This is a genomic window from Pseudoalteromonas piratica (assembly GCF_000788395.1).
GTDB lineage: Bacteria > Pseudomonadota > Gammaproteobacteria > Enterobacterales > Alteromonadaceae > Pseudoalteromonas > Pseudoalteromonas piratica.
The window spans coordinates 1,339,301-1,365,672 of sequence record NZ_CP009888.1; the positions used below are offsets into that span (position 1 = coordinate 1,339,301).

The window sequence follows — 26,372 nt, forward strand, 5'->3', positions numbered from 1 at the left end:
ATGTCACTAATTAATTTACAATTGTATTGAAATTATTTCTCTGTCTTTTTTTGTCATTTTACTAACAACGAGTAGATATGAATTATCAATCATACGCTCAATTTCACCTTGTGGCATTGACCCATCTAAAATAACGGTATTCCAAAGCTTCTTATTCATATGGTAGCCAGGGATTACAGCATCAAAAATATCTCTCAGCGCAAGCGCTTCATTCGGTTCACATTTTAAATTTATGCAGTAGTGTCCTGCCATTTTTCCATTTGTGCCTTTTTCTTTGCCTGAACCAAGGGAAAAAGTGGCAAACATTTTATCTTTCACCTTAAAAACGTCTACTCCTTCACCAAAGGGTTGGCTAACACTGGTATAAGGTTTCTTTAGAAGGTACTCGGTAACAGTATGTTTATTCATTGCTGTAAGCTTAGTTTTATTGTGTGACTTTTATCCTACTCACCTTAGTAAGAAAGTGAACTCAATCCATACAAATATTTTAGTCTATGAGCAGAAATAGCTTTATGTGGCTACTGATAAGCTACTAGTTTAAGTGCTTGATTGCGTTGCTTATACCTTCTAAGGTGAGTGGAAACATGCGTTTTTCCATTAAGTGTTCGATAATTCCAATAGAGGGGTAGTAGTGCCAATGTTGTTTTGGTTGAGGGTTAAGCCAAACCACATTTTTGAAGTGCTGGGTAATTCTTTGTAGCCAAGCGCGACCAGGTTCTTCGTTCCAATGCTCTACACTGCCACCAGGGTAATCTATTTCATAGGGACCCATGGTTGCATCACCCACAAAAATTACTTTATAGTCACTGGCAAACCGATTGATAATGGTTAAGGTATCAAGCACGTCATTGTAACGTCGTTTATTGTCTTGCCATACGTTTTCATATAAGCAATTGTGAAAATAAAAGAATTCTAAGTGCTTAAACTCTGAATGGGCTGCGCTGAATAACTCCTCACAAGTGTGTATATAGTCATCCATTGACCCTCCGATATCAAAAAACATAAGCACCTTCACAGCGTTATGACGTTCCGGCTTCATTTTTACATCTAGCATACCGCCTTGTTTTGCGGTTGCACTGATGGTGTTATTCAAATCGAGTTCATCACTTTCACCGCTGCGAGCAAATTTTCTTAGCTTTTTGAGTGCCAGTTTCATGGTGCGAGAGCTGATATCTGCGTCTTGGTCGAGATTTTTAAATTGGCGTTTATCCCATACTTTTACTGCACGGCGATGGTTATTGCCATCTTGTCCAATGCGAATTCCTTCAGGGTTATAACCGTATGCGCCAAATGGCGATGTACCGCCAGTGCCGACCCACTTATTACCACCCGCATGGCGTTTTTGCTGCTCTTTTAAACGTTCAGCCAAGGTTTTCATTAGTTGCTCAAGGCCCCCTAAGGCCTCAATTTTATCTTTTTCCTCTTGGCTTAGCTGCTTTTCAAATTCCTTTTTTAACCACTCTTCTGGCAATTGATGTTGTGTTTGCAGTTTTGAAAAAATATCGACTGATTCCACACCCTCAAAATACTCGGCAAAGGCTCGGTCAAACTTATCAAACTGGGTTTCGTCTTTAACTAAACACAGCTTTGCTAAGTGATAAAAGTCATCAACGCTTGCAAAAATCACTTGTTTTTTTAGCGCATTGATTAAATCCAACAGCTCGCGAACGCTTACATTGACACGGTGTTTTTTTAATGTGAAAAAAAACGCAATTAACATGGTGTTATCGCTTAGCAAGAAATGCGAGTTTTTCGATTAGGCTCACGTCTTGTTCATTTTTAAGCAGTGCGCCAAAAAGTGGCATTAACCCACCTTTTTGCGTTTTGTCATGTAAGGTTCTCGCGTCAATGTCCTCAGCAAGTAATAGTTTTAGCCAATCAATTAATTCGCTGGTAGATGGCTTCTTTTTAAGCCCATTTACGTCTCGTAAATCGAAAAATACTTGTAGTGCTTGCGCTAACAAGTCCTGTTTTACATTCGGATGATGTACTTCAATGATTTGCGCCATTTCTTCTGGTGTTGGGAAATTGATGTAATGGAAAAAACAGCGGCGCAAAAATGCATCCGGTAGCTCTTTTTCATTGTTGGAAGTAATGATAACGATTGGGCGTTCAGTGGCTTTTACACGCTCTTGTGTTTCATAAACATAAAACTCCATCTTATCGAGCTCGAGCAATAAGTCATTTGGAAATTCAATGTCGGCTTTATCAATTTCATCAATCAGCAAAATGGGACGTTTATTGGCTTCGAAGGCTTGCCAAAGCTTACCTTTAACAATGTAGTTGCTAATGTCGTGTACTTTTTCATCGCCTAGCTGGCTATCACGTAAACGTGATACAGCATCATACTCATACAAACCTTGCTGTGCTTTGGTTGTTGATTTTATATGCCACTGAATTAATTCCGTATCTAGGGCTTGCGCTAATTCTTCTGCAAGCATGGTTTTACCTGTGCCAGGTTCACCTTTAATGAGAAGTGGCTTTTCTAATGTAATAGCGGCATTAACTGCTAACTTTAATGACTCTGATGCGATGTAATTTTGTGTACCATTAAATTGCACGGGGCACCTTCTAATAATCGAACTGGTAAGATGTGTAAGTGTGTCATATCAAATGATGAAGTAAAGAGCATTTTGATCTCTAACATAGTAACGCAAGTTAAATTACGTTAGTTTTGGTAAATCATTTAGGGATGAGTGTGTTAAAAATGAAATATATTTGCTTAATTAGCTGCTTATTATTTGCTTCTCAATGTGTTTCAAATGATCACGTATTTGAGAAACCAATCCGATGGGTAACCGATACTTGGCCAAATTACACTGAGCAAGATGGCTCTGGTTTATATCATGATTTGATGCGAGCTATTTTTCATAAGAACAAAGAGTTTAATGTGCAATATGCACCTTGGTTACGCTCATTAGAACTTGTTAAATCAGGCGCTGCAGATTTAACAGGAGCGATGCCATTAAACGCAGCTTATATTATGTCTCAGCATGTTGTTTTAAGTCAGCCGATATCAATTTTAGTTGGGAAAGATCAAAAACAGCTTATATCTCAACGTCATTTAAGCAGTTTTGCGGGCGTTTGGCGCTCTGGTTACTACAATGAGCTACTTGATGATGAGTTGAAAAAACACGTAAAAGGTGTGGCAACTGAAAATGCTGACAGTGGTTTTAATTTAGTGCGTCACAAGCGAGTTGACTACTTTATTGATGTGCGCACGATATTATCAACACACCTGGCAAAACAAGCTGATCGCGAAGACTTTACGTTAATTGATATCAGTCACCTTAATCTTTATATGGCTTTTTCAAATGATGAAAGGGGAAGAAAAGTGGCTGCACTATTTGACCAACGGTTTAGCCAATTGACTGCTTCAGGTAAGCTTCAAGAGATTTATGCTAAGTATGATCTTGAACAGCCAAATCAACAACAGTTTTAGTGGTATTGATTGATTCTGAAACTAGGTCTGCTGTGGTATAGTTTAACTACTTTTTACTGATTTGACTGAGTATGAATTACATATCCCTAGATGACTTTAAATATGCATGGGCATTTCGTCATCAACAATTACCTATCGAAGAAGACTTACTTTCAAAAATAAAGCCAATGTCAGAAAGCCGCGCAACTAACTTGTGGTGTACTTATGTTAGTCGTGAGAAAGATCATCCAGATTTTTTCGATAATAAAGATTGGCCAGGGAATGGGAAAACCTGGGTTAACTCTGTGAAATGGGAATCAGCTTGGGATAACGATGAAGCTTTGCCTGAAGAGATTATTCATCATCTTGATTGGGATGAAAACACAACCGTGTATTTTTGTTTGTCTCGTAAACACGTTATTGAAACGGATTGGCGCACCTTTAAAGCAACATGGTTAAACTTTTTGTTTATGAGTGATGGCAGTTTGCTAATTGGTAAAAAACGTCATCAGGTTATTCAGTTTTTGGAAACAGGGTATGCCAAGTTAGGCAAGCGCGTTGATTAACGCGCTTGTTTATTATTAGTCGTAAAGTTTATCTAAATGTAAGATTAAGGTTTAATCAAAATAAACCGTTGCAGTGCATCCTGCGGTATCTTTGTTCTCAATTAATTCAAAACGCCAGTTATAGCGCTGACAAATATCTTGCACTAAGGTTAAACCAATACCAAACCCCTCATAGCCCCTCGGCTTTTCGTTAAGTCCAATGCCACAATCAATAATGTTTAAATGACGTGGTGTTAGCTCAATAACAATGTCGCTACTTTCAGAGCAGTTAATGGCGTTTATTAAAAGATTATTTAACAGTGATTCAAACAGCAAAGGTTCAACAAAAAGCTCGACAGGCTCTGTAATACGGGTGTTCACTTGACAGTTATTTGCTTCTAACAAATGGGTATGTTGGCTAGTTATCTTGGATAATAGTGCGTGTGTAAGTTGAATTGGTTTCTCAATAGAGTCTTGTTTTCGGGCTAGCAATAGCAATACATTTGTCAACTGTTCCATATCAGCAACAGCATTTGTAATGCGTGAAAGCTGTTTTTGGTTGGCTGTTTCAGAACGTTGCAACAAGCTCACACTGCCTTTTATCACTGTCATGGGAGTGCGAATTTCATGGCTGATGTAGCGAGTAAAACTCTTTTCGCGTTTAATCGCGTGTTTGATGCGACTTCGATAAGTATTTATTGCGGTGATCATGTTGGCCAGTTCTTGTGACACTTCGCCATCGATTGATACTGGTGAAAAATCTTCGTTACTCGACTTTCTGAGTAAGTTGGCGCAATCAGAAAATGGCTGCGCTAAACGCTTTGCAATTTTTTGGATGGCGACGCCCGCAATTAAAAAAACAACAACGCCAATTAATAATAATGCGATCTCAATGAGAATAAAGGAGGTATCACTCCATTCAGTTGCATCAATATTGAGTACTGCCCAGACGGTTTTTTCACCGTGAGGCGAATTAATAATTTGTGAGAATACGGCAAGTTCAGAGTCGTCTTCAAAATGAAAAGACTCTAACCCCATTCTTTCAGGTGCCAAACGGCGTTTAACTTGATGTGGAAGCTTGGCGTACTCATCGTATATCGTCAGCAGTGGATCAATTTTGATGATACCTTGCTCGCCATGTTCATAACGTTGGAAGTGATAGGGCGCAGTAATGCTTAGCAAGTGCATGCTATTTTGGTTTTCGGTTGCGAGAATCGTTAATTTAAAAATAAAGCCGTAGAGCACTAAAATTATCAATGCAACGATTTGATAAATGCGGCTAATTTTTTTAGCAATGGGCAGAGGGCTATTCGACATTTAATTTATACCCCACTTTAGGAATTGTAGTTATCATCTCACTTGTAAAGTGTTGATTTAACTTACTGCGCAACAGGTAAATATGTTTTCGTAAAATGTCTTGATCAGGTAAATCATCTAGCCACAAAACGTCTTCAATTGTTGATTTGGCAACTACATTGGGGTGATTGCTCATTAAGCACAATAGAATTTTATAACAGCTTGGATTCAGTTTTATCAGCCTATCTTCTCTGTAAACAAGGTGTTGATCGCGTTTCAGTCGCAATGGGCCTACAACAAGTTCATCACTTAAATGTACACGTTGCTGTGCTCTTCGATGTAGTGCATTTATTCTTGCTTCGAGGAGCGCGAGGTCAAACGGCTTTATAATGTAATCGTCGGCACCTGTTGAGAATCCGAGTAATTCGTCTTGATGGGTATCTCGAGCTGTGAGCATGATTATTGGCGTGTTATTCCCATTTGCTCGTAACCTTTGACAAATACCAATACCGTCAATTCCTGGAAGCATCACATCTAAAATAATAACATCGAATGCGTGTTGCTCAGCTAGCTTCAAACCAAGCGTGCCAGTTGCCGCGTAATCTAAGTCATAATCGAGCGCTTCGAAATAATCAAAAATAATGTCTGCAACTTGTTTATTGTCTTCGACTAAAAGTATTTTAAGCATTTAGTTTCCACATTGATAAAGAACAAAGCCTTTAGTTTTATTAATTTGTATACATTGGCTTTGTGCATAGACAGCTATTTCAAAGAGCTGTTTTTCATTAGAGACAAGTATAAATGGCGCACCATTTTCATCTAACAAAATTAACTCTTTTATTGTTGTCAGCTTTTGTGCAGCGCCGTTAGAGTAAAACTGAGCTGAGAAAGGGCGTTTATGCCAATAATATATAGGCTGAGACAGTTGGCTTTGTGTTAAGTTCTGTAAAACATCGCGATGAGAAACTTTTGATGAATAGCCCGAAATAAAGTAACTCAATGCCGTAAGAATTAGCGTTGCTGAAAGTAATGCATATAAAACAAGTTTTCTAAACGTTATTTTTGATAATGCGAGTAGTAAAGCCAATGCTGGTAAGCTTGGCAATACATATGCAGGTAAAATATTGCCTGCGAATGTGAACAACAGCATGGGAGAGAGTGCCCAATAGATAAAATATTGCTTTATTAAGGCCGAGTGTTCTTCATTGCCAGAACGTTTTTTTTGCGATGAGATTAACGAGCGTCCGCTTTGCCAAATTGCAATAAATGACCATGGAAATGCAACGGCCAACCAAAATAGCCAAATAGTACCTTTTGTTTCTTTATGTGCGCTGCCATAAAGATCTCCTTGCCAACCGGAAACTAAGAACCGTTGAACATGTTCACCCCATAAAAAGTAGTCTAAGAAGCCGGGGGTTTTAAGTTCAGCAAGCAGATACCAAGGTAGTGTTAAGGTGAGCAATATTGCACTACCAGCGAGCCAAGGTAGCGAACTCAGTGCGTGCCATAATTTTTTGTGATGGATGCTCCAAAGCGTTAGCGGAATACCGATTAAGATTATGGCAACAGGCCCTTTAGCGAGCATGCCAATGGCGAGTGCGACAAAAAAGCAGATACCTGCAAATTTACTGGCGTTAAAGTAGCAATGATAAAAACTAACCATCGCCAGTGTAATCGAAAATAACAGTTGGCTATCAGTCATTACCATTCCGATAGCTACTATAAATCCCAATGATGTTGTCAAAATCAGAGTGCTTCTAATAGCAACTAATTTCGAGAAATGTGTTTTTGCGAAGTAGTAAAGCGTTATTAACGTGGCGATACCAGTTAAAAAGTGAGGAATACGCGCGCTAAATTCATTGACGCCAAATAGGGCGAAGCTGATTGCCGAAAACCATGTATGGAGCGGTGGTTTACCCCAAAAAGGAATGTTGTAATCAAATTGTGGTGTGATCCAATCTCGCGTTTCAAACATAATGCGTGCGATTTCGGCATAGCGAGCTTCTGTTGTATCGAAAAGTGGATACATGCCTAAACTTATTAACCGGCTGCCAATAAGTATTGCTATAAGTAAGAGTGATAGTTGAATCAAGCGATTACTTACTAGCATAAGTCACCCGCTTTGATTTATTTTCGTTAATTTGCTCTTGTGATAATTGCAGAGATTCTTCAATAATATAAATAGGGCGGCCTTTACTTTCTTTATAAATCCGCCCGATATATTCACCCAGTACGCCAATTGCTAATAACTGCACGCCACCGAGCCATAATTGTGCCAGCATCAGTGATGGGTAACCTTGTACTTGGTTGCCAAAAATAAGTGTTTCAAGAAATAAGAATGCACTGTAAAAAAATGCTGCAAGTGAGATGGATACGCCAAGCCATGTGGCAATTTTCAGAGGTTTAATACTAAATGACGTAATGCCTGATAATCCCAGTGCAACTAATTCAATGAAGTTCCATTTGGTCTTACCCGCAGCCCTTTTTGGGCGCTCAAATTCTAATGTGATCTGTTTAAACCCTGGCCACGCCATAAGCCCTTTCATATACCGATTACGTTCAGGGAGTTTATTGATTTGTTGCACTACGTTATGTGATAAAAGGCGAAAGTCACCCACATCTTTTTCTATGACAACATCATCAGACATAAAAGCTAATAAGCGATAAAAAGCATGAGCGGTCCACTTTTTGAGTTTGGACTCTCCGTGTCGCTGGCTGCGACGCATATTGACTACGTCATAACCTTGTTGCCATGATGCGATCATCTTCGGGATCAGTTCAGGGGGATCTTGAAGGTCAGCGTCGAGTAAAATAATAGCATCACTATTTGCGTGATCGAGCCCCGCGGTCATCGCTGCTTCTTTACCAAAGTTTCGACTTAAATTGAATAGCTTAATTGCAAAGCCACTGGCGGGTAATGTCTTTAAAATATCCCATGTATCATCAGAACTGCCATCGTTGATGTAAATAATTTCACTTTTAATATTGCTTAAAGTATTTAATACAGCGGCTAACTGATTGTGAAAGTGTGCTAGCACTTCTTGTTCGTTGTAAACAGCAACAACAATGCTTAGAGACGTTTGCCTTACTAGAGGGGCATGATAATTATCGGAAATAACTCGCATATTAAGACTCTCAATTTAAAACAGGTGGCAGTGTATGTGTTGCGATGTCTAATAAATGTCTTTTGCAAAATGACATTTTTTAGACGCTGCCATGCGCACAATGTATGAGGAGGTATGTTATATGAGTAAAGTGCGCTTTTTATGGGTTGGTGGGGTTGTTTTTCTGTGTGATGGCGTAATATTTTACGGCTTAGCCTTTTTGGGTTTGAAAATCGAGTTTGCGCGTGCGTTTGCTTTAATTATTGCTGTACAGCTTACTTTTATTGGACATAGAGTGTTTGCTTTAAATGTGGCAAATGGCTTGAATTTGCGTATTGCTTTGCTGCGACATCAATTAGCTTCTGGGCTTGGGGCTTTTATTAACTTCACCCTATTCAGTGTGATTTTCTACTTTTCTGATAGCCAAAATTTGGCGTTTATTGTTGCTGTATTGTGTACTACTTTAGTTAATTTTATGCTTGCTGCATATTGGGTGCATAACACATAAGTGATTGAGATTATGAGGGGATAAATAAACTGTATATTTAAGTAACTGCTTATATTACATCCAAATATAGAATCATGTACTATGGTTACTTAAGTGTATTTGTTGGGTTTTTTATAAGTGCAAACTGGGTGTAAAGAGCAAACAGAACTATGGCGAAGTTCGTCAAAAAGCAATGCATACAATGCGTTGTGTAATACGTTTTATGTTCGTGAAATTCATCGTTTGAGTAAAGAATCATTTAACAATGTTGAGCGATTGCAACGACGTTTTGCAAGCCTTCCTTATTATATTGAAAAAGCGGCCAATCATATTCTAGACGGTAATAGTCCACTGACATTGGATACCCAAAATGGTAGTTGGATAGCTAAACAATCTCGTGCTGTACCTAAATGTGATTTAGAAAAAAATACGCAGTTTTTTAGTAAAAATGCCTTTGTTGGATTAATAATTCCGGTTTTAGTATATGACGGTGAGTATTCAACTGTTAGAATCGATAGTGTTGATGAAGTAACAGATTCGCGTTTTCATTGTAATCAATTTGGTTGGGTCGCAATGAATGGGCAGTATCAAGATAATAACGATATTCAGGTATTAAAGCCCAGTAAAGCAGCTTTCTCAGCAGCATGCTGTGGTCATGTATGGCTATTAGGACGTGCTACAACGCCCAGAGTATTAACACTACGTGAAATGTTATTAGCAGCACGAATTAATTGGCAAGATTTTAAACACCCATTTATAACTCAAAAATAGAATTAACCATGCGATTATTTCAATTAGCCTTATTGTGCTTGTTCGCGAGCCTACAGTACCAATTATGGTTTGGCCATCATGGTGTTAAAGATTTTAAAAGGCTTAAATCAGCAGTGGAACAACATACCGAAGTTAATACACGTCTCGAAAGACGTAACAAGTTGTTGAAAGCGGATGTTGAAGACTTAAAGCTGGGCTTAGAAGGTATTGAAGAGCGTGCTAGAAATGAGTTAGGGATGATCAAACAAGGCGAAACATTTTTTCGCGTAACACACAAAAATGACAGATTTTAACGCTTCAATAGCATTTGTTGTGCCCGCTGCAGGCGTTGGTGCTCGAATGCAAGCCAATAAGCCCAAGCAATATATTCAACTTGGCAATAAAACAGTTTTAGAACACACCATTGATAAGCTCAATACAACCATTCCAAATGCACTTATTATTGTTGCTATTAGCGAAGACGATGCTTACTTCCCGGAACTAGACTTACCGAGTAATGTAATTACTGTGTTAGGGGGTAAGGAACGTGCTGATTCTGTGCTAAATGCGCTTAACTACCTCACCATCAATCATGTTGTTGACTGGGTACTTGTTCATGACGCTGCCCGGCCATTGGTATTACCCAATGATATTTTAAAACTAATTAGCACGTGTCAATCAAATCAGTGTGGTGGCATTTTGGCAAGCAAAGTCAGAGATACCATTAAACAGGGAAGTCACTTTGTCGATGCTACCGTGCCAAGAGAGACTCTTTGGCAAGCGCAAACGCCGCAGATGTTCTTACTGAACGAATTAACTAGCGCATTGACTAATGCGTTAAACGCTCATGTTGCGATAACGGATGAAGCCTCGGCGATTGAATGGGCTGGTGGCAAAGTGCAATTAATTGAAAGTCGTGCTGATAATATAAAATTGACGACCCCTGATGATATTGCAATCGCAGAGTTTTTGATTGCGAAGCAAACTTTGGAGAACAACACATGCGAATAGGTCATGGCTATGATGTGCATAAGTTTGGTGGTGAAGGGCCACTGACAATTGCAGGTGTAAAAATTGATTATGAATTTGGTTTTTTAGCTCACTCAGACGGTGATGTGGCAATTCATGCATTGTGCGATGCTATTTTAGGAGCATTAGCGCTTGGTGACATTGGCAAACACTTTCCTGATACTGCAGCCGAATTTGAAAACATTGATAGCCGAATTTTATTGCGCCATGTGGTATCGCTAATGACAGAGCGCGGTTACACCGTTGGCAATACCGATATTACGATTGTTGCGCAAGCGCCTAAAATGGCTCCACACATTAATACTATGCGTGAAACAATCGCGAAAAACTTAAATATAGGTATCGATCAAGTTAATGTGAAAGCAACAACAACAGAAAAACTCGGTTTTGCAGGTCGCAAAGAAGGCATTGAAAGCCATGCTGTGGTGCTACTGTTAAATGGATAACTTATGTTATTTATACGGTAAACCAAGTTCGACGGCTGAGTTTAAAAGCTTTGCTGAAGACTTTCGAGTAGATGAAGAGCTCGGCTTTGAGCTGACGGGAAGTGGCGAGCATGTCTGTTTATTGGTGCTTAAAAAAGGTGAAAACACACAATATATTGCTAAGCAAATTGCAAAAATAGCGGGCACACAGGTTCGTAATGTTAGTTATCCAGGTTTAAAAGATCGCAATGCAGTCACTTCGCAATGGTTTAGTGTACCTGTGCCGATTAAAAAGCAAATTGATTTCTCTAAGCTTAATAGTGAGAGTGTAAAAGTACTTCAACAAGTGCGCCATAATCGAAAGCTAAAAACAGGATGTCATAAGGCAAATCGTTTTACGATCACACTTCGAAATTGCAGCATGGTTGAGGATATCTTGACGCGAATTAATGCAGTTCGACAAGGCGTACCAAATTATTTTGGTGTACAACGGTTTGGTCATGATGGGCATAATTTAACACTTGCGGAACAACTCTTTGCTGGTAGAGAGATCCATGACAGAAAGTTGCGTGGTATTGTTATATCGGCTGCTCGTTCGCATATTTTTAACCAAATTGTTAGTCAACGAATTGCACAATACGGCATTGCAAAAACAATGACTGAAGAAGTATTTCTGCTAAATGGCAGCAATGCATTTTTCAAAGAACCGATTAGCCTTGAAACGGTTAATCGTTTGGCAAGTGGCGATATTCATTTATCTGCACCTTTGGTTGGTAAAGGGGAACAAGGGATTACAGAGCAGGAGCAACATTGGTTAGCACCTTTTTCCTCTTGGTGTGACAGCCTTGCACAACTAGGATTAAAATCTGAACGTAGAAATATGCGCCTTTACCCTGAAAAATTTGAAGTACATCATGTAGATAAAGATATGATAGAGTTTAGCTTTGCACTGCCAAAAGGGTGTTTTGCAACAGCGGTATTACGTGAACTCGCGCTATGCCGAGATGTATCATTAAAGAATAAGGAAAATCATGAAAATCTTGTTGAGCAATGATGATGGTGTAACAGCTAAAGGCATTGAAGCACTTTATCTAGCGCTTTCTAAAATTGCAGATGTGACAGTCGTTGCGCCGGATAGAAATTGCAGTGGTGCAAGTAATTCACTTACTTTGCTAAACCCGTTAAGAACGCATACTCATGAAAATGGCTTTATCTCTGTAAATGGTACACCAAGTGATTGCGTGCAACTGGCGATGAATAAACTGTTAGACTTCACTCCTGATCTTGTTGTTGCAGGTATTAATAATGGTGCTAATCTCGGTGATGATACGCTTTACTCCGGTACCGTTGCTGCTGCAACTGAAGGGCGCTTCTTAGGTTTACCTGCGATTGCTGTTTCACTTTGCTCTAAACAGGAAAAACACTACGAAACAGCTGCATCAGTTGCTGTTGCTATTATTAATGAAATTAAAGAGCATCCTTTAGCGTCAGACCAAATCATTAACTTAAATGTGCCTGATATACCCCTTACGGAGTTAAAAGGTATTCAAGTTACGCGTTTAGGCTCTCGCCACAAAGCAGAAACCATGCAAGAACAAAATGATCCTTGGGGTCGCAAAATCTACTGGTATGGGCATTTAGGCGAAGCATTAGATGCGGGTGAGGGAACAGACTTTCATGCCGTTGCAAGTGGCTATGCTTCTGTTACGCCATTAACAGTTGATATGACTGCGAAATCAAGTCTGAAAAAAATGGAAAGTTGGGTTCAAGGGTTAAAGATATCAGGTGTTAACTAATTATCGTCGAAGTGCGCATCAATTAGCACAACTATTATATGAGCAAGGTATCCGCTCTCAAAAGGTGTTAGACGCGATTGCGTTAACACCTCGTCACCTTTTTGTTGATGATGTTTTACAACATAAGTCCTATCAAAATACAGCACTGCCAATTGGCTTAGGTCAAACCATTTCTCAACCATTTATGGTAGCGAGAATGACAGAACTTTTGCTGCAACTGACAAGTCCAAGCGCAAAAATTCTAGAAATAGGCACAGGCTCGGGTTATCAATCAGCTATTTTAGCGCAGTGTTTTGAGCATATTTATTCAGTTGAAAGAATCAAAGCATTGCAGTGGCAAGCTAAAAGCAGGTTACAAAAACTCGATTTGTTTAATGTCACTATGAAACATGCTGATGGGTGGCAAGGTTGGCAGGCCAATGCTCCTTTCGGTGGGATTATTGTAACAGCCGCTGCAGCTGAAATTCCGCAAGCATTATTGGCGCAACTCGATGAGGACGGGATTCTATTATCCCCAATAGGTGATAGAGAGCAGCACTTAGTGGCAGTAAAACGTCAAGGTGATTCGTTTATTTCTGAAAAATTAGAAGCAGTTAAGTTTGTGCCCTTGGTCGCAGGTGCGATTGACTAGGAGATAATGGATGCGTTTTGCTTGTCAGCTTTTTGTGTGCTTAATATGTTTGCAGCTTTTAGCTTGTAGTAGCAGAACTGCACCTGCACCAGTAACCAGCCTTACATCTGGTAAGACAACTTCGCAACAAAAAATTAAAATTAAAGGAAATAGTTACAAAGTTAAGAAAGGTGAAACCTTATACTCAATTGCCTTTAGATCAAACAAAGACTTCCGAGATCTGGCTAGGATCAATGGAATTAAAGACCCTTACACGATCTTCCCAGGTCAAATTTTACACCTTAGTCAAGCTAGTAAAACAACAAAAAAGCCTAAAAAATACACATCTAAGAGCAGCAAGTCCACTAAAAATATACAAAAAAATAACAAATCATTAAAAAAACCACTTGATCCAAAAAAACAACAAGAGTATGTTGAAAATCAAGCCAGTATAAAAAAGCAGCAAAAAGTAAATAAAAATACTGGAAAGTTGCGATGGTATTGGCCCGCTAAGGGTCAGGTAGCAAGGAAATTTTCAGGAAAAGAAAATGGCTACAAAGGAATACTAATAAAAAATAAGTTAGGGACCAACGTTCTTGCAGCAGCAGATGGGATTGTTGTTTATGCGGGAAGTGCGTTAAGAGGATATGGTAATTTAATCATTGTGAAACATAATGATGATTATCTTACTGCTTATGCTCACAACCAAAATATTTTGGTTAAAGAAAAGCAAAAAGTTACAGCTAGGCAAAAAATTGCCTCGATGGGTAACTCTGAAGCTAAGTCTGTTGGACTTAGATTTGAAGTGAGATTTCGCGGAAAATCAGTGGACCCATTAAGGTACTTGCCACGCTAAGTTAGTTGAGGCGCGAACGTGTTTTAGTGTTTATAGGTCACTGAATGACTCGGGAGGATGCTTATGGGACGCACAAAGAAAGAAAATACTGAAGATCTAACCATCGAAATGGACGTAAAAGATGAGGATCTACAACAAATCGACGAGACTGAAGACGAAGTTTTCGCCAAAGAAGAGGTTGTTAAGAATTTAGACGCAACCCAGCTTTATCTAGGCGAAATTGGTTTTTCTCCACTACTCAGTGCAGAAGAAGAAGTCTTTTTTGCACGTAAAGCCTTACGCGGATGTGAAGCTTCACGCAAACGAATGATCGAAAGTAATTTACGATTAGTTGTTAAAATAGCGCGACGCTACAACAACAGAGGTCTTGCCCTTCTAGATCTAATTGAAGAAGGCAATTTAGGTTTGATCCGAGCGGTTGAGAAATTTGATCCTGAACGTGGGTTTAGATTCTCTACTTATGCAACTTGGTGGATCAGACAAACCATAGAGCGTGCAATTATGAACCAAACTCGCACGATTCGATTACCCATCCATGTTGTTAAAGAGCTCAATGTTTACTTACGCACTGCTCGTGAATTAACACAAAAGTTAGACCACGAACCAACTGCCGAGGAAATTGCAGAAAAGCTTGATCGTCCAGTCGAAGACGTGAGTAAGATGCTTCGCTTGAATGAAAAAATCAGTTCAGTTGATACGCCGATTGGCGGTGACTCTGACAAGGCTTTACTCGACATTATTGCTGACGAAAAAGGTCTTGGCCCAGAAGGTGAGATCCAAGATCAAGACATACACAACAACATTGTTCATTGGCTTGAAGAGTTAAACGCAAAACAGCGAGAAGTACTTGCTAGACGTTTTGGTTTACTTGGATACGAACCTTCTACATTAGAAGATGTTGGTAAAGAAATTGGTTTGACTCGTGAGCGAGTGAGACAAATCCAGGTAGAAGCACTGCGCAGATTAAAAGAAGTACTGACGCATCAAGGTTTGAGCATAGAGTCTCTATTTAGAGCTTAGTCACAAGCACTACATAAAAAACCGCTTACTTTAGCGGTTTTTTTGATCTCAAAGTTCTAATACACCCAGTTTGAAGGTGATTAGTAAGTTCTATCTACCGAAAGCTTAGCCAGCGCAATCAATGCTTCTTTATATTCTGAATTAGGAATATCGCTCAGGTATGAAATTGCTTTTTCAGCTTCTTCTTGAGCTTTCGCCATTGTCAGAGCGAGTGCATTTGTTTCGTCTAGAATTGAAAGTACTTTATCTAAATACTCTTTGCCGTCGGCATTTTCGATTGCGCCTCGGATTAATTCGGATTGTTCTTTAGAGCCATTTTTCATCGCTATAATCAAAGGTAAAGTTGGTTTACCTTCAGCGAGATCATCACCAATTGATTTACCTAGTTCAGCTTGATTGGCACTGTAGTCGAGAACATCGTCAACTAGCTGGAACGCTGTGCCTAAATGCATGCCGTAGTACTTAAATGCCTCAATTGTTTTATCATCTTTCTCTGTGATGATAGCAGCTAACTCAGTTGCGGCTTCAAATAGTTTGGCTGTTTTACTGTAGATAACTTGCATATAGCTATCCTCAGTTGTGTCGGGATCATTACAGTTCATTAACTGTAATACTTCACCTTCAGCAATCACATTTGTCGCATGAGCAAAAATATCCATTACTTGCATTTTGTTAAAGCCAACCATAAGTTGGAAAGCGCGTGTATAGATAAAGTCACCAACTAATACACTTGCGGCATTACCAAACTCAGCATTAGCAGTAGGGTTGCCACGTCTTAATAAAGACTCATCTACAACATCATCGTGAAGTAATGTCGCGGTGTGGATAAATTCAACAATTGCAGCTAAACGAATGTGGTCTTGCCCTTGGTGTCCAAGTGCTTTTGCTGCAAGGATAGATAATATTGGACGAATTCGTTTGCCACCGCTATTGACAATATACAGGCCTAACTGATTTACAAGTGCAACATTTGATTGCAGCTGCTGCTCAATCAATTGATTGACCGCTAACATATCTTGTTCTGTTAAGGCTTGAATTGCTTTAATATCCATGAGTCTCCAAGTAATAGGGGTACGAGCCGCATATTTGCCGGGATTGTACACTATTTTTGGCTTTTAGTAGAATCAATATTTTATCTAAAAATAATAGTTTTCTAAGTGGATAATATTGGGTAGAATTGGCGACAATAATATCAAATTTTTATGAGCGTCCATCGAAACGCAACATTATTAGTCTTTTTTGTAAAAATAGGCTTGCGCAATTGTCCAATTTCACGTAGACTTCGCGCCCTATCGAAGATTATTAAGTTGCGTCGATTTGAGGGCGCAGAACGGAGTTAATTATGTACGCGGTTTTCCAAAGTGGTGGTAAACAGCACCGTGTGACTGAAGGTCAGACTATTCGTCTAGAGAAGTTAGACGCTGAAACAGGTGCAGCAGTAGAATTTGACAAAGTATTACTTGTTGCAAACGGTGAGAAAATCGAAATTGGTGCACCTTTCGTAAATGGCGGTAAGGTTACAGCTGAAGTTGTATCTCATGGTCGTGGTGAGAAAGTTAAGATCGTTAAGTTTAGACGTCGTAAGCATTCTCGCAAGCAAATGGGGCACCGTCAGTGGTTCACTGAAGTTAAAATCACTGGCATTAACGCTTAATTTAGAGGTACAGAAAGATGGCACATAAGAAAGCAGCTGGTAGTACTCGTAACGGTCGTGATTCAGAAAGTAAACGCCTTGGTGTTAAGCGCTACGGTGGTGAATCAGTTTTAGCGGGTAACATCATCGTTCGTCAACGTGGTACTAAGTTCCACGCTGGTAACAACGTTGGTATGGGTAAAGACCACACTTTATTTGCAACTTCAAACGGTAAAGTTCAGTTTGAGCAAAAAGGTCCTTTAGGTCGTAAATACGTAAGCATTATTGCTGAGTAATCCCTAAAAAATTCTAAAAAGCCCCGCAAATGCGGGGCTTTTTTTGTTTCTTGATTACGCACAACTCGTTTGTCTTGTATAATATAGGCATTCAAGGCTGTGTAAGGCTAAATATATGAAATTTGTAGATGAAGTTGAAATTCGCGTTGAAGCTGGTGATGGCGGAAGCGGTGTAGTTTCATTTCGCCGAGAAAAATTTGTTCCCGATGGTGGCCCTGATGGTGGTGACGGTGGTGATGGCGGGAGTGTTTTCATCGAAGCTGACGAAAACCTAAACACCCTCATTGACTACCAATTTGAACGTTTTCACAAAGCTGAGCGCGGAACAAATGGTGCTGGTCGTAATATGACCGGAAAAAAAGGTGAAGACCTTACCTTGAAGGTTCCCGTTGGAACACGCATTGTCGATGTTGATACTGCGGAAGTCTTGGGTGACTTAACCCAACACGGGCATAAAATTATTGTTGCTAAAGGTGGCTTTCACGGTTTAGGTAATACTCGTTTTAAATCAAGTACAAACCGTGCACCTCGTAAGAAAACGCTAGGTACTCCAGGTGAAATTAGAAATCTGCGTTTAGAATTATTACTACTTGCTGATGTGGGCTTATTAGGCCTACCCAATGCAGGAAAGTCGACATTTATTCGCAGTGTTTCAGCAGCAAAGCCTAAGGTAGCTGATTACCCATTTACTACACTTGTTCCTAACTTAGGTGTTGTAAGACCAAGCCAAAATCAGTCATTTGTGATTGCAGATATACCTGGCTTGATTGAAGGTGCAGCAGAAGGTGCAGGTTTGGGTATTCGTTTCTTAAAACATCTGGAACGTTGCCGCGTACTTTTACACATTATCGATATTATGCCAGTAGATGGTTCAGATCCTGTCGAAAATGCATACACGATTTTAGGTGAACTTGAGCGCTACAGTCCTGAGCTTGCTGCGAAACCTCGTTGGTTAGTATTCAACAAAATCGACCTTCTGTTAGATGAAGAAGCTGACGCACTATGTGCTGAGATTGCTGATGAACTTGAAGCAGAAAAGACATATAAAATCTCAGCGTTTAATAAAATTGGAACAGAGCAGCTTTGTTTCGATATTATGCAGTTACTTGAAACAATGCCAAAAGAAAAATTTGTTGTTGAAGAAGAACCTGCTGAAGTTGAGTTTAAATGGGATACATACCATGAAGATCAGATGTCAGATATTGATGACGACGATGATGACGAAGATTGGGATGATGATGACTACGATGTAGAAGTAGTGTATCAACGATAATTAAAGGTGCTCACGCACCTTTTTTTATTTTTAATGAAAAAGTACTAATAATAAATAACTAGGTCAAAAGTATTAAATTTTTATGATTATTTCAATGATAGCAGCGATGGCTAATAATCGCATTATTGGTAAAGATAATGATATGCCTTGGCACTTACCTGCAGATCTAAAACACTTTAAAGCGGTTACTTTGGGCAAACCTGTCATCATGGGGCGTCGCACATTCGAATCGATAGGTCGCCTGTTACCAGGACGAGTTAATATTATCATCACCCGTAATGCTGACTATAAGGTAGAAGGCGCAATAATGGCTGAAAGCCCTGAACATGCTTTGTCGCTTGCGGGAGATGTAGATGAGGTGATGATCATTGGTGGAGGTAAAATTTACCTAGACTTTTTAACTCGTGCAGATCGTCTATACTTAACACATATTGATTTAGATGTTGAGGGTGATACGCAGTTTCCTGATTATCAGGCTGTGGCTGACTGGCAGGTAGTAGATAGTACTAGTTTTTTACCGGATGAGCTCAATCAATATCATTACCAATTTGTTATTTATAATAAATTAGGCTTAATTTCTTGAAGAGGATTTAACTTGTTGTTAGAATTGTCGTCAACAAGTTAAGTATAAAGTGCTACTAAGGTTGCTGTACCATGAAATTATCAACATTTTTAATAACTCTGTCTTTATCTTCAGCTGCATTACTGAGCTCTCACACAGTAAATGCAAACGAGCAGTTAGCTGCTAGTTTATGTGACTATGTTGCAGCAGATGATAAAAGCCGTATTCGTAAAACGCTGAAGGATTCACGCGTAAAGCTTCGTAACATTTATGCTGGTATAAGTTGTAATGGTAACAACTTAATTCGTCATGCAATTGTTAGCGGTGCAAATGGTACAGGGGAGTACATCGTTAAACAGATCCCAAAGAGTGATTTGGCTGCCGGTGGTGATGTTGCATGGGCTGATGCTAATGGTCATTCTGGCTCAGCTGTTATTGCAGCACTTAAAAGCCGAGCAGGCATTTAATAAACGTTTTCCCTTTGACTTCAAAAGCCAGCTATAGCAGCTGGCTTTTTTGTGTCTGTGCTATGCAAATCTATAAAATACCTAAAACTTACTAAAGTAACTGCTTGATTTGGAATAAGGCCTATATTCTCAGTGGGCAGAAATCAAAAGAAATAAAGTTCAGAATAAACCACTTAGTTACATTTTAAGTAAACAGTTCACTAAATAACGTGGCATCACTTTTGGTTTTAAATACTTGTTAATTACGATTTAGTGAAACACTTATTTATTTCGTTTTAGGCACAAATAAGCCCACATTGAGTGGGCTTATTAAATACAGGTGTCCGCTAAGGTTTAGACTTTAAACTCTTCAACAGATAAGCGTAGTTCCTCGGCCAGCTTAGCTACTTCACTTGCAGAGGCTGAAGTTTGATTTGCACCTTCTGCGGTCTGCTCAGCTATAGCAACAATTGACTCTAGGCTTTCGCTAATCTCTTGTGATACTTGGTGTTGTTCGCCCGCAGCTGTAGCGATTTGCTCACTGGCATCATGTGCTTGAGATACGGCCTGTGTAATTTGCTCAAGAGCAGATGCAGCTTGCTCAGATTGCTCTACACATGAGTCAGCTTGCTGCTGGCCTTTTGCCATTACAGCTACGGCTTCTTCAGCACCACTTTGCAGTGATTCAATCATCGCTTGAATTTCTTGAGTTGATTCTTGTGTCTTACTTGCTAATGAACGAACTTCATCAGCAACAACCGCAAAGCCACGACCTTGCTCACCTGCACGCGCAGCTTCAATGGCAGCGTTTAGTGCGAGCAAGTTAGTTTGCTCAGCAATGCCACGGATTACATCTAAAATGCCACCGATTGATGCACTGTCTTGATGTAATTTATTAATTACCTGAGATGCACCTGCAACTTCACTTGCTAATTGTTCAATGGTTAACTTGTTATTGTTTGATATTGTTTTAACGCGTTCAGCTTCGCTATCAGCTTGCTTAATTTCATGTAGAGCGTCTTCAGCACTTTGTGTTACAGATTGAGAAGTACTGCTCATTTCAGTAGTTGCAGTGGCAGCTTGTTCAACTTGCGCGCGTTGACTTTCTATCGCTTGGCTAGACTCAACGGTAACTGCTGAGGTTTCTTCAGATGCTGCAGCAAGTTGGGTTGAGCGAGAAATAATGCCTTGGATTAAGTTACGTAAGTTATCTGTTACTCTGTTTAGACTTTTTGCTAACTCGCCGAATTCATCTTGATTACTATCATCAAGACGTTTCGTCATATCGCCCTGAGCAACGTTATCAAGCACACTGTTAATTTCACTAAGTGGTTTTGTAATACGCTGTACAGTTAAGAATGCAATAACAATCGCAATCACAGTCGCGATAATCATGCCTAACCAGGTCCATAATTCAGCCTTAGAAACACTGCTTTCCACTTCCGCTCTTAATTCTGTTACTAAATTATCCGAAAGTGAGGCAAGCTTTTCGAGTTGTTTGCTAGCTGTCTCCGTGTCTTTTTCAGCAAGTAGCAAATTGTTTTTTGCACCCTCTAGTAAGCGAATGTGGTTTTGTTTAAGGTTCGCAAGAGCATTACTACCTTGGCTGTTTTCTTTAACTGTTTGGAAGTAATCATTGAAGTCTTGGAATAAATCAGCGTCAGTTTGCTCAAAAGTCGAATTTAATAGTTCGATATTACGTTCAATATCACTAATACTAAAATTCACTTCATTTGAAAGTGTTTCTACGGTGGCTGAATTGCGAATGTTTGATAAATCTGTGCTGTTACTTACAAGGCTAAGCAGTGCATTTTCAATATTTGATACAGCTTGATATAAACGCTGAGAGTTATCTTCGAGTTCAGCACTATCGCTTAAGTCTAAAATTACCGTACTGGCATCTTCAGAAGCTATTTCAAGGGTTTCAAGTTGTGATTTTATTGTTTTATCAAGATTTAGCGCATCGGTTTTGTTGTTAATTAAGTTTTGCACAAGGTTGATAAAGCTTGAGTACGTTTTATCAACAGCCGATGCCGCGTTAGATAACTGCGGATTAGAGCTAACAACTTGTTTAAGTCTCTCGTTAGACTTATCAAAATCTTGTGCTGCTGCTTGGTATTTACTAATTAAACTCTGCAATTCGTTGCTGTTATCACTGTAGTAAACCTGTAGAGCGAGAGCTTGCATCTTATTAAATGATACCTGCAACTCATTAGTCGCTCTAAGTGCAGGAATTGAGAGAGTATTTACGTGATTAGAAGAATCACTAATACTGTTGATTCTAACAAGGGAATTAACACCAATAGTTATCAAAAGTAGGGTAATTAGAATGAATCCACCCCAAATTCGTTGGCTTACAGTCAACTTCATAATTATTCCTGTTTACAAAATGCCGGCAAAGTGAATAAGTCTCTTTGGACTTTTATCCTGTATCGACATATATGGATACAACTTTAGTTTAATCTAGCAAAGTCACGAGTTTATTTCAGTAATTCTAGTTGATTAGTTTATATTCACCAATGAAAATACAACTTAACTATTAGTTTGTTGTTCTTTGAAGTTATTGCAGGAGTGCTTTTTTTGCGTTTTAAGTTCAAGTAGTGTCATCTGCTTTCCCCATACACAGCCAGTATCTAAAGCAAAGAGGTTTTGATACGGTGTTTCGCCCTCTAATGCCGCCCAATGGCCAAAACAAATATTAATGTTTTGATGATTTTGTGGCTTATGGTTAAACCAAGGCAATAACCCATCTGTGGCTTGGTTTGCAGCACCTTTTAATTTGTAATTCATTTTTCCGTTACAGTCGACAAATCGCATACGAGAAAAGGCATTTATGGTAAAAGTAAACTGAGTTAGCTCATCGGTAGCCTGAGACAAACAATTAATGTTATTGCCATACATCTTTGCAAGAAAATAAGATGCATCCTTGCTTTGGTAGCATGCTTGAGCTTGGTGCGCAAAATTTAACGCTTGCTGCAGATTTAACTGTGGATTTAGACCTGCATGAGAAATCAAAGTGTTATAGTTTTCTAGCCAGATCGCAAGAGGTTGCTGCCTTAAAAAGTTAATGTACTCAGGTAACTTTTCAGATGCGAATAAGTCTTGCAGTTTATCGTTTGGATTTGGTGTTTTATGGGTTAGGTAAGTCGCAATTAAATGAAGATCATGATTACCTAAGGTAATACAGGTACTACCTTGTAACTGATACAAATAATGTAAGCAAGAAAGCGAATCAGGCCCTCTTGCCACAATGTCACCGACTAAATATAGATGATCTTGGCTAGGGTTAAAGTCGACGAGTTCAAGCAGTGTTATAAACTCGTTATAACAGCCTTGAAGATCCCCTACAACATAGTCGGCCATAGTTGAATTAGTGGAGCGCTACGTTACTCGCAAGGCGAAATACGTTTATAGGCGCTTGAAATTCATTGCCAAACTCGTTACGCATGTTGTAATAACCTTGCATAGTACCTATTGGGGTATCTAAAACTGCACCTGAAGTGTAAGTATAACTTTCACCTGGGCCGATAGTTGGAGTTTCACCCACAACACCTTCGCCTTCAACTTCAGTTTCTTTGCCATTAGCATCTGTAATCAACCAATATCGGCTAAGAAGTTTGGTCGCACATAAGCTGTGGTTTTTGATTGTAATCGTATAGGCAAAAACAAATTTATCTTTTTCAGGTTCAGATTGCCCATCGACATAAAAAGTCTCAACAGAGACCTTAATTGGAGAATTACTGCTTGTTGTCATAAATCCAGTTTGCGATTTTTACAAAGGTATCTAGAGAGAGATTTTCAGCACGAAGTTTTAAATCTAACCCTAAGTTTTCAATTTCTTCAGGTGTTAATAAGTTTGATAAACTATTGCGAATTGTTTTACGACGTTGATTAAACGCTTCTAAACATACTGTGTTTAGTAACTTAGTGCTTTTCGCTTTGAGTTGATCTGGCGTCTTCGGAATTAGTCGAATGACAGCAGAGTCTACTTTAGGGGCAGGCTTAAAACACTCGGGTGGCACGTCAATTACTGGCATAGCATGACAGTAATATTGAGTCATAACGCTTAAACGGCCAAAGGCTTTTGTGCCTGGGCTTGCAACCATACGCTTAACAACTTCTTTTTGAAGCATAAAATGCATGTGTTCGATATTTTGATAAAACTCGAATAGATGAAAGAGCAGCGGTGTTGAAACGTTATAAGGTAAGTTACCAAATACTTTTAGCTTACGCTCATCTGTTATTAGAGAAGCAAAATCAAACTGCATTGCATCACCTTGGTGAACAGTCAGTTTACTTGCAAGAAAAGGATGGTGAATTAAGCGATGAGCGAGATCTTTATCAAGTTCTACAACCGTTAGGTGGTCTGTCAAATCAGCAACAGGCTCAGTGATTGCACCAAGGCCAGGACCAATTTCAACTAAGTTGTCGCCAGGTTTTGGATCGATTGCTGTAACAATTTTATCGATAATGCTGGTATCGTGTAAAAAGTTTTGTCCAAAACGTTTACGGGCGCGGTGCCCTAAGTGTACTTTATCATTCATCTATTGTGCGCTTTTACTTGCCATTTCAATTGCTTTAGAAATTGCTAATTCAAAACTACCCACTTCCGCTTCGCCTTTTGCTGCTAAATCAAGGGCTGTGCCGTGATCTACTGAAGTGCGAATAAACGGAAGGCCTAGAGTAATATTCACTGAATTACCAAATCCTTTGTATTTTAACACAGGTAATCCTTGATCGTGATACATAGCAAGCACTGCATCCGCATCTTTTAGGTATTTATCTTGAAATAACGTATCGGCAGGTAATGGACCGACTAGGTTGATACCTTCATTTCTCAGTAACTCTAAAGTCGGTGAAATGACTTCAATTTCTTCTCTACCTAAATGGCCATTTTCACCTGCATGAGGATTCAGACCACACACGTAAATCTTAGGAGATTTGATGCCGAACTTGGTTGTTAAATCATGATGAAGAATACGTGTTACTTTGCTTAAGCGATCTTCGGTAATTGCTTTAGATACATAAGCCAGTGGAATATGTGTTGTTACTAAGGCAACACGTAACCCTTCGGTTGCAAGCATCATTACTACATCAGGGGTGTTTGACTGCTGTGCGAAAAATTCAGTATGACCGCTAAAAGAGATGCCTGCTTGGTTAATTATGCCTTTGTGAACTGGGCCTGTTACAACAGCCGCGAACTCTCCCTGCATATTACCGTCAGAGGCATATTTCAAGGTATCTAAAACATATTGACCGTTGGCGTCATTAAGTTCACCCTCAACGACCTCTTCACTAATCGCAATATGTTTTACTGTTAGTGAGCCAGGTACATGCATTTTAGGGGCACTTTGCGCATCGTAATCAATAAAAGAAATGTTGATGCCAAGTTGTTTTGCACGTTTTTTTAAAACCGATTTATCAGCAATTACAACTAGCTCAGCAGGCCAGTTTTGTTGCGCCAGTTGTAAAATAAGGTCTGGGCCAATACCAGCCGGTTCACCAGGTGTAATTGCAATACGTAGCGTCATAGTTATTCTTCTATTACTTCGATATAAGCTTGTTCACGAAGCTCGCGTTGGAAAGTGAAACTTTCTTCTTTAAAGCGGCGATTAAATATCATTTGATGCGCGCGGTTTTGTTTCACTAGTTCAGTTTTATCTGAGATGCGGCGGTCCATAAGCTCCATAATATGCCAGCCATATTGAGTTCTGAACGGTTCGCTAATTTGACCTTTTTCTAAGCCTAGCGCGGTTTCTTTAAATTCACCTACCCAAGAATTAGGATCAGTCCAGTCATAAGCGCCACCGTTTAACGCTGAACCAGGATCTTCAGAATGCTCTTTCGCAAGCTCGCCGAAATCAGCTGTTCCAGCTTTTAAATCAGTAACAAAACCTGCAAGCATTGAGCGTGCTTTTTCTTCTGATACGATAATTGATGGCTTAACTAAGATATGACGCACTTTTAGTTCTACTGCTTCAACAACTTCAACACCACGTACGTCTTGTAATTTTACAATATGGAAACCCGCACCCGAGCGAAGAGGGCCTACGATATCGCCTTTTTTATGGCCTTTAACGGCTTCTGCAAACAGTGTTGGCATCTCGTTAATGTTCATCCAACCAAGCTGACCACCTTCAAGAGCTTTCGCACCACCTGATGAAGCAATTGCAATTTGTCTAAATTCACGCCCTTCGTTTAAAAGTCTAATAACGGCTTCTGCACGATCTTTTTGCGCTTTTATTTCCTCAGCCGTGGAGCCTTCAGGAATTTCAATTAGGATATGACCAACATTATATTCTTCATTGGTTTGTCCTTGTTGTTCTAGTATGCGCAGGAGGTTTTGTACTTCTTGTAAGCTAACATAAACTCGACGTTCAACGCTTGCACGCATGGTACGGCTAGCAATCATTTCGTTACGAATTTCTTCACGGTATGTTTGGAAGTTGTCGCCAGATGCTTCTAAAGAACGGCGCATGTCATCCAGTGTTGCACCTTGCTCACCAGCCATTTGAGTTAATGTTTGGTCAAGTTGTGCATCAGAAATACGTAAACCAATACGTTCAGCCATTTGTAAAAGAAGAGTCTGATCAATTAGTTTATCAATTGCCTGACGTCGTAAAGCCGTTTCTGAAGGTAACTCTTGGCCAGACTCTTTTGAGCGATTTGTTACTCGGTTAACTAACGCATCAACTTCACTTGTTAGAATTACACCATCGTTTACCTTAACAGCAACACTATCGAGCGTGGTTAGACTGTAAGCGCTTTGGCAAAACGCAAGTAGGGCTACGCCCGCGGTCATTAATCGTTTTAACTTCATTGA

At 39.5% G+C, this 26,372-nt stretch carries 31 protein-coding genes; 17 read left to right on the forward strand and 14 right to left on the reverse strand.

Annotated elements, in window-relative coordinates; genetic code table 11:
• Positions 1–15: 15 nt before the first annotated feature.
• The 3 genes from OM33_RS06055 to OM33_RS06065 all read right to left on the reverse strand — a co-directional run bounded on the left by OM33_RS06055 (position 16) and on the right by OM33_RS06065 (position 2,561).
• Positions 16–408, reverse strand: a complete 393-nt coding sequence (locus OM33_RS06055; protein ID WP_038640009.1) for an MmcQ/YjbR family DNA-binding protein — start codon at positions 406–408, stop codon at positions 16–18.
• 124 nt (positions 409–532) lie between these two features.
• Positions 533–1,720, reverse strand: coding sequence for a vWA domain-containing protein (locus tag OM33_RS06060; RefSeq protein ID WP_038640012.1), 1,188 nt, complete (start codon positions 1,718–1,720; stop codon positions 533–535).
• A 4-nt stretch (positions 1,721–1,724) separates the two neighbouring features.
• Positions 1,725–2,561 (reverse strand): AAA family ATPase, encoded by an 837-nt coding sequence (locus tag OM33_RS06065; protein ID WP_038640014.1) that lies wholly within the window; start codon positions 2,559–2,561, stop codon positions 1,725–1,727.
• Positions 2,562–2,707: 146 nt separating this feature from the next.
• Here OM33_RS06065 and OM33_RS22000 point away from each other — a divergent pair, with 146 nt between their 5' ends.
• Positions 2,708–3,442, forward strand: a complete 735-nt coding sequence (locus tag OM33_RS22000; RefSeq protein WP_199922516.1) for a substrate-binding periplasmic protein — start codon at positions 2,708–2,710, stop codon at positions 3,440–3,442.
• A gap of 71 nt (positions 3,443–3,513) precedes the next feature.
• Positions 3,514–3,987: a DUF2947 family protein gene (locus OM33_RS06075; protein ID WP_038640018.1), complete on the forward strand. Its 474-nt coding sequence runs from the start codon at positions 3,514–3,516 to the stop codon at positions 3,985–3,987.
• Between the two features lie 51 nt (positions 3,988–4,038).
• On the opposite strand, the gene OM33_RS06080 is transcribed toward OM33_RS06075, so the two are convergent.
• From OM33_RS06080 to OM33_RS06095, 4 genes are read right to left on the reverse strand one after another with little or no spacing between them, the layout of a single operon-like run.
• Positions 4,039–5,283, reverse strand: coding sequence for a sensor histidine kinase (locus OM33_RS06080; protein WP_038640021.1), 1,245 nt, complete (start codon positions 5,281–5,283; stop codon positions 4,039–4,041).
• Positions 5,273–5,950, reverse strand: a complete 678-nt coding sequence (locus OM33_RS06085; RefSeq protein WP_038640023.1) for a response regulator transcription factor — start codon at positions 5,948–5,950, stop codon at positions 5,273–5,275. Before OM33_RS06085 ends, OM33_RS06080 begins: the two co-directional genes overlap by 11 nt.
• A complete protein-coding gene (locus OM33_RS06090) occupies positions 5,951–7,372 on the reverse strand; it encodes an ArnT family glycosyltransferase (RefSeq protein ID WP_038640025.1) in 1,422 nt (473 codons plus the stop codon).
• Positions 7,359–8,387 carry a glycosyltransferase family 2 protein gene (locus OM33_RS06095; protein WP_038640027.1) on the reverse strand — a complete coding sequence of 343 codons (1,029 nt, stop codon included), beginning with the start codon at positions 8,385–8,387 and terminating at the stop codon, positions 7,359–7,361. Before OM33_RS06095 ends, OM33_RS06090 begins: the two co-directional genes overlap by 14 nt.
• A 121-nt stretch (positions 8,388–8,508) precedes the next feature.
• Here OM33_RS06095 and OM33_RS06100 point away from each other — a divergent pair, with 121 nt between their 5' ends.
• From OM33_RS06100 to rpoS, 10 genes are all read left to right on the forward strand, one after another.
• Entirely contained in the window at positions 8,509–8,874 is a 366-nt protein-coding gene (locus OM33_RS06100) for a GtrA family protein (RefSeq protein WP_038640028.1), read from the forward strand.
• Positions 8,875–8,991: 117 nt separating this feature from the next.
• Positions 8,992–9,624 carry a hypothetical protein gene (locus OM33_RS06105; protein ID WP_038640031.1) on the forward strand — a complete coding sequence of 211 codons (633 nt, stop codon included), beginning with the start codon at positions 8,992–8,994 and terminating at the stop codon, positions 9,622–9,624.
• 8 nt (positions 9,625–9,632) lie between these two features.
• The gene (ftsB, locus tag OM33_RS06110) at positions 9,633–9,917 is read left to right on the forward strand and encodes a cell division protein FtsB (RefSeq protein WP_038640034.1); all 285 of its coding nucleotides are present in this window, start codon (positions 9,633–9,635) and stop codon (positions 9,915–9,917) included.
• Positions 9,904–10,614, forward strand: coding sequence for a 2-C-methyl-D-erythritol 4-phosphate cytidylyltransferase (gene ispD, locus OM33_RS06115; protein WP_038640037.1), 711 nt, complete (start codon positions 9,904–9,906; stop codon positions 10,612–10,614). The genes ftsB and ispD overlap by 14 nt, the downstream gene beginning before the upstream one ends.
• Positions 10,605–11,078: a 2-C-methyl-D-erythritol 2,4-cyclodiphosphate synthase gene (gene ispF / locus OM33_RS06120; RefSeq protein WP_038640040.1), complete on the forward strand. Its 474-nt coding sequence runs from the start codon at positions 10,605–10,607 to the stop codon at positions 11,076–11,078. The genes ispD and ispF overlap by 10 nt, the downstream gene beginning before the upstream one ends.
• Positions 11,071–12,111 carry a tRNA pseudouridine(13) synthase TruD gene (truD, locus tag OM33_RS06125; protein ID WP_038640043.1) on the forward strand — a complete coding sequence of 347 codons (1,041 nt, stop codon included), beginning with the start codon at positions 11,071–11,073 and terminating at the stop codon, positions 12,109–12,111. The genes ispF and truD overlap by 8 nt, the downstream gene beginning before the upstream one ends.
• Positions 12,089–12,853: a 5'/3'-nucleotidase SurE gene (surE, locus tag OM33_RS06130; RefSeq protein WP_038640046.1), complete on the forward strand. Its 765-nt coding sequence runs from the start codon at positions 12,089–12,091 to the stop codon at positions 12,851–12,853. The genes truD and surE overlap by 23 nt, the downstream gene beginning before the upstream one ends.
• The gene (locus tag OM33_RS06135) at positions 12,843–13,484 is read left to right on the forward strand and encodes a protein-L-isoaspartate(D-aspartate) O-methyltransferase (RefSeq protein WP_038640049.1); all 642 of its coding nucleotides are present in this window, start codon (positions 12,843–12,845) and stop codon (positions 13,482–13,484) included. The genes surE and OM33_RS06135 overlap by 11 nt, the downstream gene beginning before the upstream one ends.
• A gap of 10 nt (positions 13,485–13,494) precedes the next feature.
• A complete protein-coding gene (locus tag OM33_RS06140) occupies positions 13,495–14,319 on the forward strand; it encodes a peptidoglycan DD-metalloendopeptidase family protein (RefSeq protein WP_038640052.1) in 825 nt (274 codons plus the stop codon).
• Positions 14,320–14,382: 63 nt separating this feature from the next.
• Positions 14,383–15,339: an RNA polymerase sigma factor RpoS gene (rpoS, locus tag OM33_RS06145; protein ID WP_038640055.1), complete on the forward strand. Its 957-nt coding sequence runs from the start codon at positions 14,383–14,385 to the stop codon at positions 15,337–15,339.
• An 80-nt stretch (positions 15,340–15,419) separates the two neighbouring features.
• Here rpoS and ispB read toward each other — a convergent pair whose 3' ends face one another.
• Positions 15,420–16,391 carry an octaprenyl diphosphate synthase gene (gene ispB / locus OM33_RS06150; protein ID WP_038640058.1) on the reverse strand — a complete coding sequence of 324 codons (972 nt, stop codon included), beginning with the start codon at positions 16,389–16,391 and terminating at the stop codon, positions 15,420–15,422.
• 290 nt (positions 16,392–16,681) lie between these two features.
• On the opposite strand from ispB, the gene rplU reads away from it, so the two are divergent.
• The 5 genes from rplU (at position 16,682) to OM33_RS06175 (ending at position 19,570) form a co-directional block, all read left to right on the forward strand.
• Positions 16,682–16,993 (forward strand): 50S ribosomal protein L21, encoded by a 312-nt coding sequence (gene rplU, locus OM33_RS06155; RefSeq protein ID WP_038640061.1) that lies wholly within the window; start codon positions 16,682–16,684, stop codon positions 16,991–16,993.
• A gap of 17 nt (positions 16,994–17,010) precedes the next feature.
• The gene (rpmA, locus tag OM33_RS06160; protein ID WP_038640063.1) at positions 17,011–17,268 is read left to right on the forward strand and encodes a 50S ribosomal protein L27; all 258 of its coding nucleotides are present in this window, start codon (positions 17,011–17,013) and stop codon (positions 17,266–17,268) included.
• A gap of 115 nt (positions 17,269–17,383) precedes the next feature.
• Positions 17,384–18,541, forward strand: coding sequence for an Obg family GTPase CgtA (gene cgtA, locus OM33_RS06165; RefSeq protein ID WP_038640065.1), 1,158 nt, complete (start codon positions 17,384–17,386; stop codon positions 18,539–18,541).
• An 82-nt stretch (positions 18,542–18,623) separates the two neighbouring features.
• Positions 18,624–19,124 carry a type 3 dihydrofolate reductase gene (gene folA, locus OM33_RS06170; RefSeq protein WP_199922517.1) on the forward strand — a complete coding sequence of 167 codons (501 nt, stop codon included), beginning with the start codon at positions 18,624–18,626 and terminating at the stop codon, positions 19,122–19,124.
• A gap of 71 nt (positions 19,125–19,195) precedes the next feature.
• Positions 19,196–19,570 carry a DUF3718 domain-containing protein gene (locus tag OM33_RS06175; RefSeq protein WP_038640068.1) on the forward strand — a complete coding sequence of 125 codons (375 nt, stop codon included), beginning with the start codon at positions 19,196–19,198 and terminating at the stop codon, positions 19,568–19,570.
• Between the two features lie 333 nt (positions 19,571–19,903).
• Here the strand turns inward: OM33_RS06175 and OM33_RS06180 are convergent, their stop codons facing one another.
• From OM33_RS06180 to surA, 6 genes are all read right to left on the reverse strand, one after another.
• Positions 19,904–21,919, reverse strand: a complete 2,016-nt coding sequence (locus OM33_RS06180; protein WP_038640070.1) for a methyl-accepting chemotaxis protein — start codon at positions 21,917–21,919, stop codon at positions 19,904–19,906.
• A 162-nt stretch (positions 21,920–22,081) separates the two neighbouring features.
• Positions 22,082–22,912 (reverse strand): symmetrical bis(5'-nucleosyl)-tetraphosphatase, encoded by an 831-nt coding sequence (locus OM33_RS06185; protein WP_038640071.1) that lies wholly within the window; start codon positions 22,910–22,912, stop codon positions 22,082–22,084.
• A gap of 7 nt (positions 22,913–22,919) precedes the next feature.
• Positions 22,920–23,303 carry a Co2+/Mg2+ efflux protein ApaG gene (gene apaG, locus OM33_RS06190; protein WP_038640073.1) on the reverse strand — a complete coding sequence of 128 codons (384 nt, stop codon included), beginning with the start codon at positions 23,301–23,303 and terminating at the stop codon, positions 22,920–22,922.
• Positions 23,287–24,093, reverse strand: a complete 807-nt coding sequence (gene rsmA, locus OM33_RS06195; protein ID WP_038640075.1) for a 16S rRNA (adenine(1518)-N(6)/adenine(1519)-N(6))-dimethyltransferase RsmA — start codon at positions 24,091–24,093, stop codon at positions 23,287–23,289. The genes apaG and rsmA overlap by 17 nt, the downstream gene beginning before the upstream one ends.
• The gene (gene pdxA, locus OM33_RS06200) at positions 24,094–25,080 is read right to left on the reverse strand and encodes a 4-hydroxythreonine-4-phosphate dehydrogenase PdxA (RefSeq protein WP_038640082.1); all 987 of its coding nucleotides are present in this window, start codon (positions 25,078–25,080) and stop codon (positions 24,094–24,096) included.
• Positions 25,081–25,082: 2 nt separating this feature from the next.
• Complete coding sequence (surA, locus tag OM33_RS06205) at positions 25,083–26,369, reverse strand: peptidylprolyl isomerase SurA (RefSeq protein WP_038640088.1); 1,287 nt, start codon at positions 26,367–26,369, stop codon at positions 25,083–25,085.
• Between the last annotated feature and the right edge of the window lie 3 nt (positions 26,370–26,372).